The organism is Legionella nagasakiensis, from assembly GCF_900639915.1.
Classification (GTDB): domain Bacteria; phylum Pseudomonadota; class Gammaproteobacteria; order Legionellales; family Legionellaceae; genus Legionella_A; species Legionella_A nagasakiensis.
In genome coordinates this window covers 79,021-95,584 of the sequence record NZ_CAAAID010000004.1, presented here as the reverse complement: position 1 = coordinate 95,584, position 16,564 = coordinate 79,021, and the positions used below count along the sequence as shown (strand labels likewise).

The window sequence follows — 16,564 nt, the reverse complement described above, 5'->3', positions numbered from 1 at the left end:
TTCAGGAGACTACTCTATGGTGTTTTCTCGATAAATGATCGCTATATTGCCAATTAATTGCACAAGATTGGCTTGTAGCTGCTTGCATATTTCTGCGGCAATCATTTGGCGGTCGCTCTTTTCAGTTCCATTAATCTTGATTTTGATTAATTCATGAGCCAGTAACGCACTATTTGTTTCATCTAAGACGGCTGGCGTTAATCCTTTTGTACCGATTAAAATAACAGGTTTTAAATGATGTGCTTTGGCTTTTAGTAATTGCTTTAATGAAGTATTCACAATAATCGCTCAACAGTCATGTTTTATCACAGAGTGGGGGGATCAAGACGGTTACTCTTTAGCACTTATTTGTAAATAAGCTCTAATATTTTGTCTAACATCAATAAAAATGGTAAATTATTGCACGTTTTTCTGGGAAAAGATAGCATTTTTCAGTATCATATAAGTGGATTTAATAGAGTTTTGGATGATATGCCCCGTTCTAAAAGCAGTAAAAGATGGTTACAGGAACATTTTGATGATGTCTATGTAAAGCAAGCGCAAATAGACGGTTATCGTAGCAGAGCTGTATACAAACTGAAGGAAATCGATGAAAAAGAACATCTATTCAAACCAGGAATGACGGTCGTTGATCTTGGTGCTGCTCCAGGCGGGTGGTCACAATACGTGACCGAAAAATTAAGTGGACGAGGCATTATTATTGCACTCGATTTATTACCGATGGATGACCTTCCCGGTGTATCATTCATGTTGGGTGATTTCCAGGAAGAAACAGTTCTGCAGCAATTACTCGCTGTCGTACCAGAGCGTGGTGTGGATGTTGTATTATCGGATATGGCGCCTAATATGAGTGGAACGATTGCTGTGGATATTCCGCGCGCCATGTATCTTGCAGAGCTTGCCTTTGATTTTAGTCATCGTATGCTTAAGCCTGGCGGGGTATTATTAATGAAAATGTTTCACGGTTCGGGCTTTGAGCAACTGGTCGGACAAGTCCGGTCACACTTTAAAAAAGTGGTCATTCGCAAGCCATTAGCTTCAAGGGCGCGTTCACGTGAAACCTATTTGCTGGCTAAGGGCTATAATTTATAGTAACTTTATTCTCAAGTCGTAGAAATACGTCATATAAGAGGTTAATGCTTTGAACGACATGGTAAAAAATTTATTCCTATGGCTGATTATTGCCATTGTGCTGGTATCGGTGTTCAGTAACTTTGGACCACGTCATGCGTCCACTGAGAAAATTGCCTATAGTCAGTTTCTCAAGGAAATTGATCAGGGCATGATCAATTCGGTAACGATAGAAGATAATAAAGTGATCAAGGGAGTCACTAAGAACAATCATCGTTTCGTTACCTATATGCCTGTACAAGACAACGCTCTCCTAGGAGAGTTACTGAAAAATAATGTGGAAGTCAGTGGACAGGAAAAACAACAGGAAAGCTTCCTGCTGCATTTGTTCATTAATTGGTTCCCCATGCTTTTATTGATTGGCGTTTGGGTTTTCTTTATGCGCCAAATGCAAGGAGGCGGTGGCCGTGGGGCGATGTCTTTTGGACGTTCACGGGCACGCTTGTTGGGCGAAGACCAAGTCAAAGTCACGTTTGCTGATGTGGCTGGTGTGGATGAAGCGAAGGAAGAAGTTAAAGAGTTGGTTGATTTTCTGCGTGACCCGACTAAATTTCAGAAGCTCGGTGGACGTATTCCTCGCGGAGTGTTACTGGTTGGATCGCCCGGAACAGGTAAAACACTGCTTGCAAGGGCTGTCGCTGGAGAAGCGAAGGTTCCCTTTTTTACCATATCGGGATCGGATTTCGTTGAAATGTTTGTTGGTGTGGGTGCTTCTCGTGTGCGCGATATGTTTGAGCAGGCAAAAAAACAGGCGCCATGCATTATATTTATCGATGAAATTGATGCCGTAGGGCGTCATCGTGGTGCAGGGCTTGGCGGTGGCCATGATGAACGTGAACAGACATTAAATCAGTTATTGGTAGAAATGGATGGTTTTGAAGGTAACGAAGGCGTTATCGTCATTGCGGCAACGAACCGTCCTGATGTTCTTGACCCGGCTTTATTAAGGCCGGGACGTTTTGACCGCCAGGTTGTTGTCCCTTTACCGGATATTCGTGGTCGTGAGCAAATTTTAAAGGTTCATTTAAGTCGAGTGCCTGTTGAAAGTAATGTGCAAATTTTGCCGATTGCACGAGGAACACCAGGGTTTTCAGGTGCTGATCTTGCGAACTTGGTTAATGAAGCGGCATTATTTGCAGCCCGTGCTAACAAACGTAAAGTTGGCATGCTCGAATTGGATAAGGCAAAAGACAAGATTATGATGGGTGCTGAACGGCGTTCCATGGTTATGGATGAGAATGAGAAAAAGCTCACGGCTTATCATGAAGCTGGACACGCTATTGTAGGGTTACTTGTTCCTGAACATGATCCGGTTTATAAAGTTACCATTATCCCTCGTGGGCGGGCGTTAGGTGTCACTATGTTTTTACCTGAGACTGATCGATACAGCCATAGTAAACGGCGTTTGGAAAGCCAGTTGGCCAGTCTTTTTGGTGGTCGTGTTGCCGAAGAGTTAATTTTTGGTGAAGACAGTGTAACGACTGGGGCTTCCAATGATATCACTCGCGCTACAGAAATTGCGCGAAAGATGGTGATGAGCTGGGGATTATCAAATTTAGGACCATTAACGTTTGGTCAGGAAGAGGGTGAAGTCTTTTTAGGTCGTACGGTCAGTCAAAATAAGGAAATCTCAGATAGAACGGCAGAACAAATTGATGAGGAAGTACGTACCATTATTGATCGTAATTACCAACGAGCCAAGTCATTGCTCACTGAAAACATGGAAAAATTGCATTTAATGGCCGAGGGTCTGATTAAATATGAAACCATTGATGCGAAGCAAATCAATGAAATCATGTCGGGTAAAACACCTTCTCCTCCTGATGATTGGGAAGCGCTCAAGATGATGGATAAGGAGCGCCTCAATCATGTCGCGGCGGAGGATTCTTCAAAATCAACTGGTCAAGGATCAAAAGATGATCCCGCCAGCAGCGAACATTACAACTAGAACGGTAGAAACTTATTTCATGTGTGAACAGGTCCTGAACATGTGAAATGAGTCCTATGTGTCCTAATGAAACGAGATTTCTGTGAATAGCCAGCAGTTTAAACAATGGTGCCAGCGTATGGTACCTTACCCTGTGACGCCAGATTATCTGCATCAGCCATTAATCATGGCTATCTTAAATGTTACTCCTGATTCTTTTTCTGATGGTGGTCGTTTTTTGGATGCTTCCCACGCGTTTCAGCATGCTATGTCTATGATTGCACAAGGTGCGGATGTCATTGATATCGGGGGAGAGTCCTCAAGACCAGGAGCAGATCCTATTTCTATCGATGAAGAATTAACGCGAGTCATTCCCGTGATTGAACAAATACGTGCTGAGAGTGATGTTTGTATTTCCATTGATACCTATAAAGCAGAGGTCATGCAAGAAGCAGTTAACGCTGGTGCCTCATTGATTAATGATATTATGGCATTAAGAAGTATAAATGCCTTGACAACGGCGGCAAGTCTTAAGGTTCCTGTCTGCCTGATGCATATGCAAGGCATGCCAAAATCCATGCAGAATGCTCCCATTTACCAAGAAGGCATTATTGAAGAAATTAATGATTTTTTTCAGCAGCGTGTAGAAGCCTGCTTGAATGCGGGAATTGCCCGCGAGCATATTCTGCTGGATCCTGGGTTTGGTTTTGGTAAATCTGTGCGGCATAATATGCGCCTCGTTAAGCAATTGACGGATTTTCGGAAGCATCAACAGCCATTATTGTTGGGTGTTTCACGAAAAAGTACAATCGGCGCTGTTTTGAACAAGCCTGTTGCAAAGCGTTTGACAGGAAGTATTGCTGTTGCTGTATTTGCAGCATTGCAAGGAATTTCTATCATCAGAACCCATGATGTTGAAGAAACCAAGCAGGCATTGGTTATGCTTGATACGATACAAACGGCTTGCAGATAATCATTTTTCGCAAGAAATTTAATGGCTTTGACCATGCAAAAATACACCCATATACATGATGAAGAGGTATAAAAAGGATGAATCAACGTAAATATTTTGGAACGGATGGCATTCGAGGGAAAGTTGGATCAGTGAATATTAATCCGGAATTTATATTGAAACTTGGTTGGGCGGTTGGGCGTGTACTTGCTAATGGCCAGAGAAAGAAAGTCATTATTGGCAAAGATACACGAGTGTCCGGATATATGCTGGAATCGGCCTTAGAGGCTGGTTTATCGGCGGCCGGGGTAGACGTTCGTTTGTTAGGGCCGATGCCTACCCCGGCCGTTGCCTATCTGACACAGACACTGCGGGCTAATGCGGGTATTGTGATTAGTGCTTCACACAATTTATTTGAAGATAATGGGATTAAATTTTTTTCAGCCGATGGCAGTAAGTTGCCCGACAATATTGAGCTGGCTATCGAAGCTGAACTTGAAAAAAATCTGCAAATTGTCCCTTCAGCCAGTTTGGGTAAGGCGGCGCGTGTTGATGACGCGTCAGGACGTTACATCGAATTCTGCAAGTCCACGATCCCTTCATTAACACGTCTTTCGGGCTTGAAAATTGTGGTTGATTGCGCTCATGGCGCTACTTATCATATCGCTCCAAATGTATTTAGTGAATTGGGTGCTGATGTTATTGCCATAGGTGATAAACCGGATGGCTTTAATATCAATCAAGCCTGTGGTTCAACTGCGCCTGATCTTTTGCGGCAAAAAGTGATTGCAGTTGGTGCTGATATCGGGATCGGATTGGATGGTGATGGCGATCGTGTGATATTGGTGGACGATGCCGGCAGCTTGATCAATGGTGATCAAATCATTTACATCATCGCTAAGGATAGAAAACAAAAAGGTCTATTGCAAGGAGGAGTGGTTGGCACTCTCATGAGTAACTATGGTTTGGAAAAAGTCATGAACCAGATGGGTGTACCCTTTTTACGTACACAAGTCGGGGATCGTTATGTACTTGAGACACTTAAGGAAAAAGATTGGAAAATTGGTGGTGAATCTTCTGGTCATGTCGTATGCCTTGATAAAACGACAACCGGTGACGGTATCGTTGCCGCTTTGCAAGTATTAAACGTCATGATCAAGCAGGAGCGTTCCCTACGGCATCTCAGCGAAGAAATTCATTTATTGCCGCAGGCTTTAATTAATTTACAAACTAAAAATGCCACAAAACTTGTGAATCACCCACAGGTAAGAGGCGTTGTAGAGGCTCTAAGCAATGAATTAAAAGGAGATGGCCGCGTTTTATTGAGACCTTCAGGGACCGAACCCGTGCTGCGTATTATGGTTGAGGGGGCTGATGCTCAAACCGTTCAAAGACAAGCACAACAGTTAAGTGATGAAATTAGTCATATTGAACATCGCGTGTTGAATGATAAGGCTGTGGTTTGAAAATGTTAAATGCTACGGAGAGGTCAAAGGATGTTATGAGACAACGTTATGTCATGGGGAATTGGAAAATGAATGGCCGCCTTTCGCAGGTGCGGGATTTATTACAAGATTTGTTGGAATCTTTCTTGGAAAAGCGAAATGTGCAATGTGCGGTATTTCCTCCAGCCATCTATTTGCCGTTAGTACGTGAGTTATTGTCCAAAAGCATCATAAGCTGGGGGGCTCAAAATGTGTATCCGCAGGATTTTGGCGCTTATACAGGGGAGTTATCTGCGCCGATGTTGGTTGATTATGATTGTCGCTATGTGCTGGTTGGCCATTCCGAACGTCGGCATTTGTTTCATGAAAATGAAAATTTTATAGCGGAAAAATTCCACCATGTAAAAGTTCATGATATGATACCTGTTCTTTGTGTTGGGGAAACGCTGGATGAAAGACAGCAAGGCCTGACGGAAGAAGTTTTGAGTCGCCAGCTGCTGGCTGTTGCCCAATTAGACAATGATTTTATGCAAAATTGCATTGTTGCCTATGAACCTGTCTGGGCGATAGGCACAGGACAAACGGCAACGCCTGAGCAAGCACAGGAGGCACATGCTTTTATACGTGCTCAAATAGCCGCATTCAATCAAGAGTGTGCTCAAAAGCTGCCTATTTTATATGGCGGTAGTGTCAATGAAAAAAATGCGCAGGCACTTTTTGCCATGCCCGATGTGGATGGCGGTTTGATTGGTGGGGCTTCTTTAAATGCACAGCAGTTTGTGGAAATAGTAAAATGTATCAACTAGTATTACTGCTTCATGTGTTGGTTGCCATAGCCATAATCGGCTTGGTTTTAATTCAGCACGGAAAAGGTGCGGATATTGGCGCGTCGTTTGGTTCGGGCGCATCGAATACCGTATTTGGAAGTCAAGGCACAGGCGGCTTCCTTTTTAAGTTAACCGGTGGTCTGGCTTTGGCATTCTTTATTACTAGCGTGTCTTTGTCTTATATGGTGGCCATGCAGTATCAGCAAGCTGGGCAGCAGGCTATTCCTCAGCAATCAACTGTACCGGAAAACAAAATTCCTGTGCCAATTGATGGTGAAAAACAATAAAAAGTTGCCGAAGTGGTGGAATTGGTAGACACGCCGTCTTGAGGGGGCGGTGGCGAAAGCCGTGCCGGTTCGAGTCCGGCCTTCGGCACCATAATACGAGCAATAAGACATGATGCTATCTGAATACTTACCTGTTCTCGTTTTTATCGTCATAGGTTTAGGATTGGGGCTGGTTATGCTTGGAGCAGGTTCCCTGCTGTCTAAACATCATCCCGATTCTGAAAAAAATTCGCCGTATGAGTGCGGTTTCAATGCATTTGAAAATTCAAGAATTCCTTTCGATGTGCGTTATTATTTGGTCGCAATTTTATTTATCATATTTGATTTAGAAACGGCATTTTTTTTCCCATGGGCACTCGCGCTGCGTAAAATTGGTTGGTTTGGTTTTTCCGCAATGATGATCTTTCTTGGCTTATTGGTCATCGGATTTATTTACGAGTGGAAACAGGGGGCACTGGAATGGGAATAAAGGCTGATTCTGCATTGCAAAAAAATGGTTATACAACAACCACAGTAGAGAAATTAGTTGGCTGGGCTCAAAGTGGTTCCATGTGGCCCATGACCTTTGGTTTAGCCTGTTGTGCGGTTGAAATGATGCACGTTGGTGCAGCTCGTTATGATTTAGATCGCTTCGGTATTATTTTTCGTCCCAGCCCTCGGCAGTCGGATGTTATGATTGTCGCGGGAACCTTATGCAATAAAATGGCACCGGCACTACGTAAAGTCTATGATCAAATGCCTGAGCCTCGTTGGGTTATTTCCATGGGATCTTGTGCAAATGGTGGTGGTTATTATCATTACTCGTACTCTGTTGTTCGTGGTTGTGATCGCATCGTTCCAGTAGACGTGTATGTTCCAGGATGTCCACCCACCGCTGAAGCGCTGTTGTATGGAATTATCCAGTTACAAAATAAAATTAGAAAAAAGACAATCATTGAAGCCTGAGGAGTAGTTAATTAGTTCCCTGGTTTTTCAAGATATTGGGCGTCAATAAAATGCAGTAGTTGACACTAAGTGTATCAAGGTATGAACACATGACAAACTATGTTCTTTTAGCTGAGCTTTTGCATAAAAAACTGGCAAGTGCTTTTTCATCCGTTGATGTTGCGCACGATGAAGTAACCGTCGAATGTGATGTTAGAGCGGTAAAAGGATTTTTGCGGCAATTACGTGATGATGACGCATTCGGGTTTGATCAACTTATCGATGTATGTGCTGTTGATTATTTGTTATATGGTGAGTATGACTGGGAAACGGAATCTGCCACTGAAAGTGGGTTTTCCCGTGGGGTTGAACCTCAGGAATCCAGAGCTTATGCACTGAGCAAACCTCGTTTTGCTGTGGTTTATCATTTATTATCTACGACGCATAATCATCGTTTGCGGGTTAAGGTTTTTCTTGAAGAAAACCGTCTTATTATTCCTTCCGTGCATGACATTTGGAAAGCTGCTAACTGGTTTGAGCGTGAAGCGTATGACTTATATGGCATATTGTTTGATGGCCATCCGGATCTTAGACGTATCTTAACGGATTACGGTTTTGTCGGTCACCCGTTCCGCAAGGATTTCCCGCTTAGTGGCCAAGTTGAAATGCGTTATGATGCACAATTGCAAAAAGTAATTTATGAGCCGGTCGATATCGAGCCTCGGGTGGGCGTTCCGAAGGTCATTCGCAATGATAACCGCTATCATAACCTTCAGGAGGGTGAACAATGATAGAGCTCCAGCATTATACCCTCAATTTTGGACCTCAGCACCCTGCGGCACATGGTGTGTTACGTCTGGTTATGGAATTGGATGGTGAAACGATTGTTCGGGCAGATCCCCACATTGGTTTGCTTCATCGCGCTACAGAAAAATTGGCTGAAACTAAACCCTATCTACAAAGTATCGGCTACATGGATCGCTTGGATTATGTCTCCATGATGTGCAACGAACATGCTTATGTGCGTGCATTAGAAAAATTACTTGGTGTGGATATCCCTTTGCGCGCTAAGTACATTCGTACTATGTTTGATGAAGTGACTCGTATTCTTAACCACTTGCTATGGCTCGGTGCCATTGCACTTGATATTGGTGCAATGACCGTTTTTTTATATTGTTTTCGTGAGCGCGAAGATTTATTTGATTGTTATGAAGCGGTTTCTGGTGCACGCATGCATGCGACTTATTATCGTCCGGGTGGTGTCGCTCGCGATCTGCCGGATAGCATGCCGAAATATAAGCCTTCCAGATGGCATAATGAGCGTGAAGTGGAAAAAATGAATCAGGACAGGGAAGGTAGTTTGCTTGATTTTTTATGGGCATTTACTGAGCGCTTTCCTCGTTGTGTGGATGAATACGAAACCTTATTGACCGATAACCGCATTTGGAAGCAGCGTACCGTCGATATTGGTGTGATCACACCAGAGCAGGCTTTGCAATGGGGATTTACTGGTCCAATGCTCAGGGCTTCAGGAGTTGCTTGGGATCTGCGCAAAAAACAGCCTTATGCGGCTTATGATAAAGTGGATTTTGATATTCCGATAGGCAAAACTGGGGATTGTTATGACCGTTATTTAGTGCGGGTGGAAGAAATGCGTCAATCAAATCGCATTATAAAGCAGTGCATAGAGTGGCTACGTAAAAATCCTGGACCTGTAAAACTGGACGATCATAAGATCACACCACCCAGCCGTCGAACTATGAAACATGATATGGAAGCCCTCATTCATCACTTTAAACTGTTTACAGAAGGTTTTTGCTTGCCGCGAGGCGAAGTTTATAGTGCGGTTGAAGCTCCAAAAGGTGAGTTTGGCATTTATCTGGTTTCAGATGGTGCAAATAAACCGTATCGTCTAAAAATTCGCGCCCCAGGGTTTGCGCATTTGTCGAGTTATGATGAAATGGTTAAAGGCCATATGCTTGCCGATGGCGTGGCAATTTTAGCCAGCCAAGATATTGTATTTGGCGAAATTGATAGATAGTCTGCTAAGCAGGGTTCGCTATGAAAGCTGCGAATATGTATTTGATGAATACGCAACGTAGATAGGTTAAAAAATATGTCTGATAGTTCAGCGAAATTGCTTCGCCAATTTATAAGTCCCGAACGTCTACGGGATATTGACCATTGGATCGCTAAATATCCTGCCGATCAAAAGCAATCTGCCGTTATGGCTGCTTTGAGAATTGTACAAGAAGAACATGGATCTTTAACGCAAGAACTCATGGATGCTATTGCAGAATATCTTGACATGCCTGCCATTGCGGTCTATGAAGTTTCAACGTTTTACACCATGTATGAGCATAAGCCTGCAGGTCGTCATTTGTTAAACGTTTGCACAAATATTTCCTGTCAATTGTGTGATTCGGCCAGTGTTGTTAAGCATTTGGAAAAAAAGCTGGGTATCAAGCTGGGTGAAACGACCGGCGATGGGCGTTTCACTTTAAGATCGGTTGAATGTTTGGGTGCTTGTGTGAATGCACCGATGATGCAGGTGGATAAGGATTATCATGAAAATCTTACTCCCGAGAAAATTGATGTTGTTTTGGAGCGGTATCAATGAGTAATCAGATGCTCTTAAATAATAATATAAATAATCACACGCTCCCATCAGAGGAGATAATTGGGTTTTTTTACACCAAGCAACAATTTTGTAGCGGCTATAAAGGTGGTTTCTATGGTTGAAATGAATCAAGTCTGTTACCGCACATTTCATTTTCCTGAGCCGTGGACGCTTGAATCCTACTTAAGTGTGGGTGGGTATAGCGCTCTGCGTAAGATCTTGCAGGAGCAGACACCACCACAACACATTATTGACGAATTGAAAATATCCGCATTGCGTGGTAGAGGTGGAGCAGGCTTTCCGACCGGTTTAAAATGGAGTTTTATGAATCGTAATGCTCCAGGACAGAAGTATGTCGTATGTAATTCGGATGAAGGTGAGCCAGGCACCTGCAAAGACCGCGATATTTTGCGATATAACCCACATCAACTGATAGAAGGCATGGCGATAGCTGGGTATACGATGGGCGCAACCGTTGGATACAATTATATTCGTGGCGAGTTCTGGGAACCATTTGAACGAATGGAAACCGCATTAAAAGAAGCTTATCAAGCTGGTTATTTAGGAAAAAACATTCTGGGTTCAGGCATAGACTTCGATCTATATAATCATCTTGGAGCTGGCGCCTATATTTGTGGCGAAGAAACTGCATTGCTCAATTCCTTGGAAGGTAAAAGAGGAATGCCAAGATTTAAACCGCCTTTCCCAGCGAATTATGGGTTATATGGCAAGCCCACTACGATTAATAATACGGAAACGTTTGCCTCTGTTCCGGTCATCATGGAAAAAAGTGGTGAATGGTTTTTAAGGCTAGGCAAGCCCAACAATGGTGGGAGCAAATGCTTTAGTGTCAGTGGGCATGTGAACAAGCCGGCAAATTTTGAGATTCCACTTGGCACACCGTTTAAAACCTTGCTGGAATTAGCCGGAGGCATGCGACATGGTAATCGCCTTAAAGCGGTTATTCCAGGGGGTACGTCTATGCCAGTATTACCAGGTGATGTCATGATGTCTTTGGACATGGATTACGACAGTTTACAGAAAGCAGGTTCCGGTCTAGGTTCTGGCGCTGTTATTATTATGGATGAAACGACTTGTATGGTTGATGCGTTATATCGCATTTCTGAATTCTATATGGATGAATCATGCGGTCAGTGTACTCCATGTCGGGAAGGCACTGGTTGGATGGTACGCTTATTGCATCGTATTAAAGAAGGTCATGGTGAGCCAGGCGATATAGAAAAACTGGTCAATGTGGCTGATAACATTGAAGGGCGTACGATTTGTGCATTAGGTGAGGCAGCTGCCTGGCCAGTACAAAGTTTTATTAAACATTTTTATCATGAGTTTGATTATTTTATTAAACACCAAAAATCCAGTGTGGCTGCCTCTGATGCTTCGCGGCAAAACACACAAACTGCAACCATGGGCAGCCATTGAGTGGTGTATTTGATGGCAAGAAAGACGGCACTGCCCCATGTTGGAATAAAGTTTAGTTAAAAAAGGTTTAATATGGCCACCATTGAAATCGACGGAAAAACGTTAGAAGCAGAAAATGGCAAAATGATCATTGAAGTTGCTGATGAGGCGGGAATTTATATTCCTCGTTTCTGTTATCATAAAAAATTATCAGTTGCTGCAAATTGTCGTATGTGTTTAGTAGAGGTTGAAAATGGCCGTAAACCGGTTCCGGCCTGTGCAACGCCTATTACTAATGGCATGAAAGTGTTTACAAAGTCAGAAGAAGCCATTCGTTCTCAACAGGCTGTTATGGAATTTTTGCTTATTAATCACCCCCTTGATTGTCCTATTTGCGATCAAGGAGGAGAGTGCGAATTGCAGGATATTTCCATGGGGTTTGGACACGATTCTTCCCACTATGAAGAAAGCAAACGTGCAGTAGCCGACGAAAATCTTGGCCCCTTGATTGCAACGGACATGACTCGCTGTATTCATTGTACGCGTTGTGTACGTTTTGGTGATGAAATTGCAGGCCTTCGTGAACTGGGGGCTACCGGGCGCGGCGAACACATGGAAATCGGCACTTATGTTAAACACAGCATGACGTCGGAGGTGTCGGGTAATGTCATTGACTTGTGTCCAGTGGGTGCCTTGACGTCGAAACCCTATCGTTTTACTGCACGGGCGTGGGAGATGATGCAGCATGATGGTGTAGCACCGCATGATTGTCTTGGATCAAATGTATTTTTGCATGTGCGTCGCAATCGGTTAATGAGAGCGGTGCCAAAAGAAAATGAAACCATTAATGAAACTTGGTTGTCTGATCGTGACCGTTTTAGTTACCTTGGTTTAAATAGCGATGAACGAGCTGGTCATCCGATGATTAAGCGTGATGGGCAGTGGGAAACCGTTGATTGGGAAACAGCACTGAAATTTGCAGCAGAAGGCATCAGTCGCATTATCAAACAGCATGGGCCTGAGCAATTGGCAGCGTTTGCATCACCTTCTTCAACTTTGGAAGAATTTTATTTATTGCAAAAACTGATGCGTGAGCTTGGTGTCCAAAATCTTGATCATCGCTTGCAGCAAACGGACTTTCGCGATCAGGAAATGCAAAGGATCATGCCTGTCAGCTCGATTCCATACGCTGAACTTGAACATCAGAGCAATCTATTATTAATCGGTTGTAATCTTGACCGAGAAGTTCCCCTGGCAGGTGTTCGGGTACGAAAGGCGTTTCGCAATGGAGCAAGAATACATGCCATCAATCCTGTAGATTATGAATATCGTTTTGATGTCACAACGAAAGTTATTGTAACGCCTCAGGAAATACCCATGCAGCTGGCTTGTCTTGTCCGAGCAATGATTGAGGATATAAAGGAATTGCCAGAGGAAGTGCAAAAATTATTAATTGGATTGGAGCCTGATGAAAAAATTCGTGCGATGGCCGATGCTTTGCGGCAACCAAAAGCCGTTATTATAACGGGTGCAATATTCGAAAATCATCCAGACGCTGCCTTGCTGCGTACTTTAATTTTCTTGCTGGAAACATTAAGTGGCGTTCGTCATCTTCGCCTGACGGCTGGAGCTAACAGTGCCGGAGCATGGTTGGCTGGCATGCTGCCTCACCGAACAGTGGCGGGTAAATTGGTTGAATCAGCTGGCATGGATGTACAGACTGCACTGGATGCCAAATTAAAAGGCTATTTCCTTACGGGAGTAGAGCCAGGATATGATTTTGCCAATCCTTACCGCACCAGACAATCTATGCTGGCTGCTGAGTTTGTTGTTGTTCTATCGGCTTATCAAAATGAATCAATTCAGGATTATGCCGATGTCATTCTGCCCATGGCTCCTTATGCGGAAACTTCCGGAACTTACATCAACATAGACGGAGTATGGCAGACGGTTAAAGGTGCCTTGCCTCCATACAAAGAATCGCGTCCTGCTTGGAAAATATTGCGAGTGTTAGGTAATCTTCTGCAATGCAGTGGTTTTGAATATGTTTCTACTCAGGACGTGTTGGACGAAATAAGAATCAAAGCAGAAATGATGTCTGAGAGCAAATATGAGCCGTATTATCCGGATTCTTTACCAAATGATGATCAGCAGTATCTAGTCCGTGTGGGAGAGTGGCCTCTGTACCGATGTGATGCTATCGTTCGTCATGCTGTGGAATTACAAGAATGCGCTGCAGCGGAGACTGCTTGCATTCGAATCCATCCAAGCACGGCCAACCGTCTTAAATTAGATGAGACGGCTACTGTATCTCAAGGAGATATTGAGATAACATTGCCGCTAAAACGTGACGAGCGTATGGCTCCGGATGTCGTATGGGTGGCAAATGCAATGCCGGAGACTGTAGATCTTGGCCATGCATTTGCTGCAATCAATATTAAGCGCTAAACGGGTAAGAACATGCTACAAGATATTGGCATATTGTTGTGGATCATAATTAAAATTCTGGTCATCGTCGTGCCGCTTCTTTTAAGCGTCGCTTACCTAACGTATGCCGAGCGTAAGGTGATTGGTTATATTCAGGTTCGCATTGGACCTAATCGCGTAGGATTCCGCGGCTTGCTGCAACCTTTCGCTGATTTGATAAAGCTTATTCATAAAGAAATTATTATTCCAACACGTTCCAACCGATATCTTTTCATCATTGCTCCTTTGTTTTCATTGACTCCTGCTTTGGCCGGATGGGCAGTCATTCCGTTTCAGGAAGGCGTGGTGCTGGCAAACATCAACGCTGGCGTACTTTATCTGTTTGCCATGAGCTCATTAGGTGTGTATGGCGTGCTTATTGCTGGATGGGCATCAAATTCAAAATACGCCATGCTTGGTGCTTTAAGAAGTGCGGCACAGACGGTGTCATATGAAATTGCCATGGGGTTTGCTTTTGTCGGGGTTTTGATAGCGGCTGGTAGTATGAATATTACTGATATTGTCTTATCCCAACAAGGAGGGTTTTGGCATTGGTGGTTCTTGCCATTATTACCACTCTTTTTTGCATTCTGGATTGCGGGGATTGCTGAGACAAATCGCGCTCCTTTCGATCTGGCTGAAGGCGAATCTGAAATTGTCGCAGGGTTTCATGTGGAATATTCTGCCATCGGTTTTGCGTTATTTTTCTTGGCAGAATATGCCAGCATGATTTTGATCTCTACCATTATTACGCTGCTTTTTCTCGGAGGTTGGTTGTCTCCTTTTGAAAATGTACCCATTCTTAGTGACGTTTTTTTCTTTGTTCCTGGAATAGTCTGGTTATTGCTCAAGATTAGTTTTTTCCTGTTTGTATATTTATGGGTGCGGGCAACGTTTCCTCGATATCGCTACGATCAACTCATGCGTTTGGGTTGGAAAGTATTAATTCCTGTAACAATAGTCTGGGTTATTGTCACAGCGCTGATGACTGTAGCACAAGTAAAACCATGGTTTTGACGAATCATTAAAGAGCCGTCCAATGAAAAAAACTTATCAATACATTAAACATTACCTTCGCAGTTTCACCCTGTATGAATTACTTAAGGGATTAAAGCTGACGGCCAAATACTTTTTTAAGAAAAAGTTTACGGTGCAGTTTCCTGAGGAGGCAACCCCCTTGTCGCCGCGATTTCGGGGCTTGCTGGCTTTAAGGCGTTATCCGAATGGCGAGGAACGATGTATTGCTTGCAAGTTATGCGAAGCGGTTTGTCCTGCTTTGGCGATTACCATTGAGTCAGAACCACGGGAAGATGGTTCTCGCCGCACAACGCGTTATGATATTGATATGTTTAAATGCATTAATTGTGGTTTGTGTGAGGAATCTTGTCCCGTAGATTCAATTGTTGTTACACCTATCCATCATTATCACATCAGCGAACGTGGCCAGAATATTATGACGAAAGAGAAATTGTTAGCGGTAGGTGATTTAATGGAAAAGAAACTAGCCGCAGATCGTGTCGCTGATGAGAAATACCGTTAACGGAGTACACCATGCAAGGGTTATTACCACAAGTAATTTTTTACATTTTTGCCGGATTGGCTGTGCTGTCTGCTCTGCTGGTTGTCACTCAGAATAACCCAGTGCGCTGCATACTTTTTTTAGTGCTTACTTTTTTTGCAAGTAGCGTCCTCTGGATTTTGGCTCGGGCAGAATTTTTGGCACTCATTCTTGTCTTGGTCTATGTAGGGGCTGTCATGACCTTGTTTTTATTTGTGGTTATGATGCTTAATATTGACATGGAATCCATGCGCGCACATTTTATTCGTTATTTGCCATTTGGACTGATAATCGTTGCTTTATTGACTGGATTATTACTGGTTGCTATTCCTTCAGATGCATTCGAAACGGGTGTTGAAGTTTCCGTCGCAACACAGCAAGTTACTGATGAAAGTCTTATGCCAATAGGTGTGCGTCCTACTGAGATATCAAATACGGAAGGTCTGGGATTGGTTCTTTATACCGATTATGTTTTGGCTTTTGAGCTTGCTGCAGCTATTCTATTGGTTGCCATTATTGCGGCAATTACCTTGGTTCATCGGAACCCAAGGCATTCAAAACAGCAAAATGTCGTGCGCCAAATCATGACTCGCCGAGAAGATCGGGTGGAGCTGATTAGCATGAAATCAGATGAGTCTTAGGTTCTGTGCGCTACATGCACAGAGCTTAAGACTGAATATTAAAAACTTGAGGAATAACGCATGATACCTGTTATGAATTATCTAACGTTGAGTGCAATATTGTTCGGTTTGAGCCTGATGGGGATCATCTTAAACCGCAAAAATATTATTTTATTGCTGGTATGCGTTGAATTAATGTTACTGGCCGTGAACACCAATTTTGTTGCATTTTCTCATTATTATGGTGGGAAAACAGGCGAAGTATTCGTCTTTTTTATTCTGACGGTCGCTGCAGCGGAGGCAGCGATCGGTTTAGCCATCGTGATGTTGCTTTATAGAAATCGCGGCAACATTGACGTAAGTATGATGAATCATTTAAAAGGGTAAC

18 protein-coding genes and 1 tRNA gene are annotated in these 16,564 nt (G+C 43.4%); 18 read left to right on the top strand and 1 reads right to left on the bottom strand.

Features of this window, described 5'->3' with window-relative positions; all coding sequences use genetic code 11:
• Nucleotides 1-9: 9 nt before the first annotated feature.
• Complete coding sequence (gene yhbY / locus E1O52_RS04875; RefSeq protein WP_133127586.1) at nucleotides 10-279, bottom strand: ribosome assembly RNA-binding protein YhbY; 270 nt, start codon at nucleotides 277-279, stop codon at nucleotides 10-12.
• Between the two features lie 192 nt (nucleotides 280-471).
• Here yhbY and rlmE point away from each other — a divergent pair, with 192 nt between their 5' ends.
• The 18 genes from rlmE (at nucleotide 472) to nuoK (ending at nucleotide 16,563) form a co-directional block, all read left to right on the top strand.
• Nucleotides 472-1,092 (top strand): 23S rRNA (uridine(2552)-2'-O)-methyltransferase RlmE, encoded by a 621-nt coding sequence (rlmE, locus tag E1O52_RS04870; protein ID WP_133127585.1) that lies wholly within the window; start codon nucleotides 472-474, stop codon nucleotides 1,090-1,092.
• Nucleotides 1,093-1,150: 58 nt separating this feature from the next.
• Complete coding sequence (ftsH, locus tag E1O52_RS04865) at nucleotides 1,151-3,079, top strand: ATP-dependent zinc metalloprotease FtsH (RefSeq protein WP_165474711.1); 1,929 nt, start codon at nucleotides 1,151-1,153, stop codon at nucleotides 3,077-3,079.
• Between the two features lie 82 nt (nucleotides 3,080-3,161).
• A complete protein-coding gene (gene folP, locus E1O52_RS04860) occupies nucleotides 3,162-4,031 on the top strand; it encodes a dihydropteroate synthase (RefSeq protein ID WP_242602162.1) in 870 nt (289 codons plus the stop codon).
• Nucleotides 4,032-4,108: 77 nt separating this feature from the next.
• Nucleotides 4,109-5,476: a phosphoglucosamine mutase gene (glmM, locus tag E1O52_RS04855; RefSeq protein ID WP_133127583.1), complete on the top strand. Its 1,368-nt coding sequence runs from the start codon at nucleotides 4,109-4,111 to the stop codon at nucleotides 5,474-5,476.
• A 35-nt stretch (nucleotides 5,477-5,511) separates the two neighbouring features.
• Nucleotides 5,512-6,261 (top strand): triose-phosphate isomerase, encoded by a 750-nt coding sequence (gene tpiA, locus E1O52_RS04850; RefSeq protein ID WP_133127582.1) that lies wholly within the window; start codon nucleotides 5,512-5,514, stop codon nucleotides 6,259-6,261.
• Entirely contained in the window at nucleotides 6,249-6,569 is a 321-nt protein-coding gene (gene secG / locus E1O52_RS04845) for a preprotein translocase subunit SecG (RefSeq protein WP_133127581.1), read from the top strand. The genes tpiA and secG overlap by 13 nt, the downstream gene beginning before the upstream one ends.
• A 6-nt stretch (nucleotides 6,570-6,575) precedes the next feature.
• Nucleotides 6,576-6,660: transfer RNA gene (locus E1O52_RS04840), tRNA-Leu, on the top strand.
• Nucleotides 6,661-6,681: 21 nt separating this feature from the next.
• Entirely contained in the window at nucleotides 6,682-7,038 is a 357-nt protein-coding gene (locus tag E1O52_RS04835; protein WP_133127727.1) for an NADH-quinone oxidoreductase subunit A, read from the top strand.
• On the top strand, nucleotides 7,029-7,514 hold the full coding sequence (locus tag E1O52_RS04830; protein ID WP_133127580.1) for a NuoB/complex I 20 kDa subunit family protein: 486 nt from the start codon (nucleotides 7,029-7,031) through the stop codon (nucleotides 7,512-7,514). The genes E1O52_RS04835 and E1O52_RS04830 overlap by 10 nt, the downstream gene beginning before the upstream one ends.
• An 89-nt stretch (nucleotides 7,515-7,603) precedes the next feature.
• Nucleotides 7,604-8,284: an NADH-quinone oxidoreductase subunit C gene (locus E1O52_RS04825; RefSeq protein WP_133127579.1), complete on the top strand. Its 681-nt coding sequence runs from the start codon at nucleotides 7,604-7,606 to the stop codon at nucleotides 8,282-8,284.
• A complete protein-coding gene (locus tag E1O52_RS04820) occupies nucleotides 8,281-9,534 on the top strand; it encodes an NADH-quinone oxidoreductase subunit D (RefSeq protein WP_133127578.1) in 1,254 nt (417 codons plus the stop codon). Before E1O52_RS04825 ends, E1O52_RS04820 begins: the two co-directional genes overlap by 4 nt.
• 75 nt (nucleotides 9,535-9,609) lie before the next feature.
• Nucleotides 9,610-10,113, top strand: coding sequence for an NADH-quinone oxidoreductase subunit NuoE (gene nuoE / locus E1O52_RS04815; protein ID WP_133127577.1), 504 nt, complete (start codon nucleotides 9,610-9,612; stop codon nucleotides 10,111-10,113).
• 114 nt (nucleotides 10,114-10,227) lie between these two features.
• On the top strand, nucleotides 10,228-11,553 hold the full coding sequence (gene nuoF / locus E1O52_RS04810) for an NADH-quinone oxidoreductase subunit NuoF (protein ID WP_133127576.1): 1,326 nt from the start codon (nucleotides 10,228-10,230) through the stop codon (nucleotides 11,551-11,553).
• 72 nt (nucleotides 11,554-11,625) lie between these two features.
• Nucleotides 11,626-13,980 carry an NADH-quinone oxidoreductase subunit NuoG gene (gene nuoG, locus E1O52_RS04805; protein ID WP_133127575.1) on the top strand — a complete coding sequence of 785 codons (2,355 nt, stop codon included), beginning with the start codon at nucleotides 11,626-11,628 and terminating at the stop codon, nucleotides 13,978-13,980.
• A 12-nt stretch (nucleotides 13,981-13,992) separates the two neighbouring features.
• Nucleotides 13,993-15,015: an NADH-quinone oxidoreductase subunit NuoH gene (nuoH, locus tag E1O52_RS04800; RefSeq protein WP_133127574.1), complete on the top strand. Its 1,023-nt coding sequence runs from the start codon at nucleotides 13,993-13,995 to the stop codon at nucleotides 15,013-15,015.
• 22 nt (nucleotides 15,016-15,037) lie between these two features.
• Entirely contained in the window at nucleotides 15,038-15,538 is a 501-nt protein-coding gene (gene nuoI, locus E1O52_RS04795) for an NADH-quinone oxidoreductase subunit NuoI (protein ID WP_133127573.1), read from the top strand.
• An 11-nt stretch (nucleotides 15,539-15,549) separates the two neighbouring features.
• The gene (locus E1O52_RS04790; RefSeq protein ID WP_133127572.1) at nucleotides 15,550-16,197 is read left to right on the top strand and encodes an NADH-quinone oxidoreductase subunit J; all 648 of its coding nucleotides are present in this window, start codon (nucleotides 15,550-15,552) and stop codon (nucleotides 16,195-16,197) included.
• A 60-nt stretch (nucleotides 16,198-16,257) separates the two neighbouring features.
• Nucleotides 16,258-16,563 (top strand): NADH-quinone oxidoreductase subunit NuoK, encoded by a 306-nt coding sequence (nuoK, locus tag E1O52_RS04785; RefSeq protein WP_133127571.1) that lies wholly within the window; start codon nucleotides 16,258-16,260, stop codon nucleotides 16,561-16,563.
• Nucleotide 16,564 lies beyond the last annotated feature (1 nt).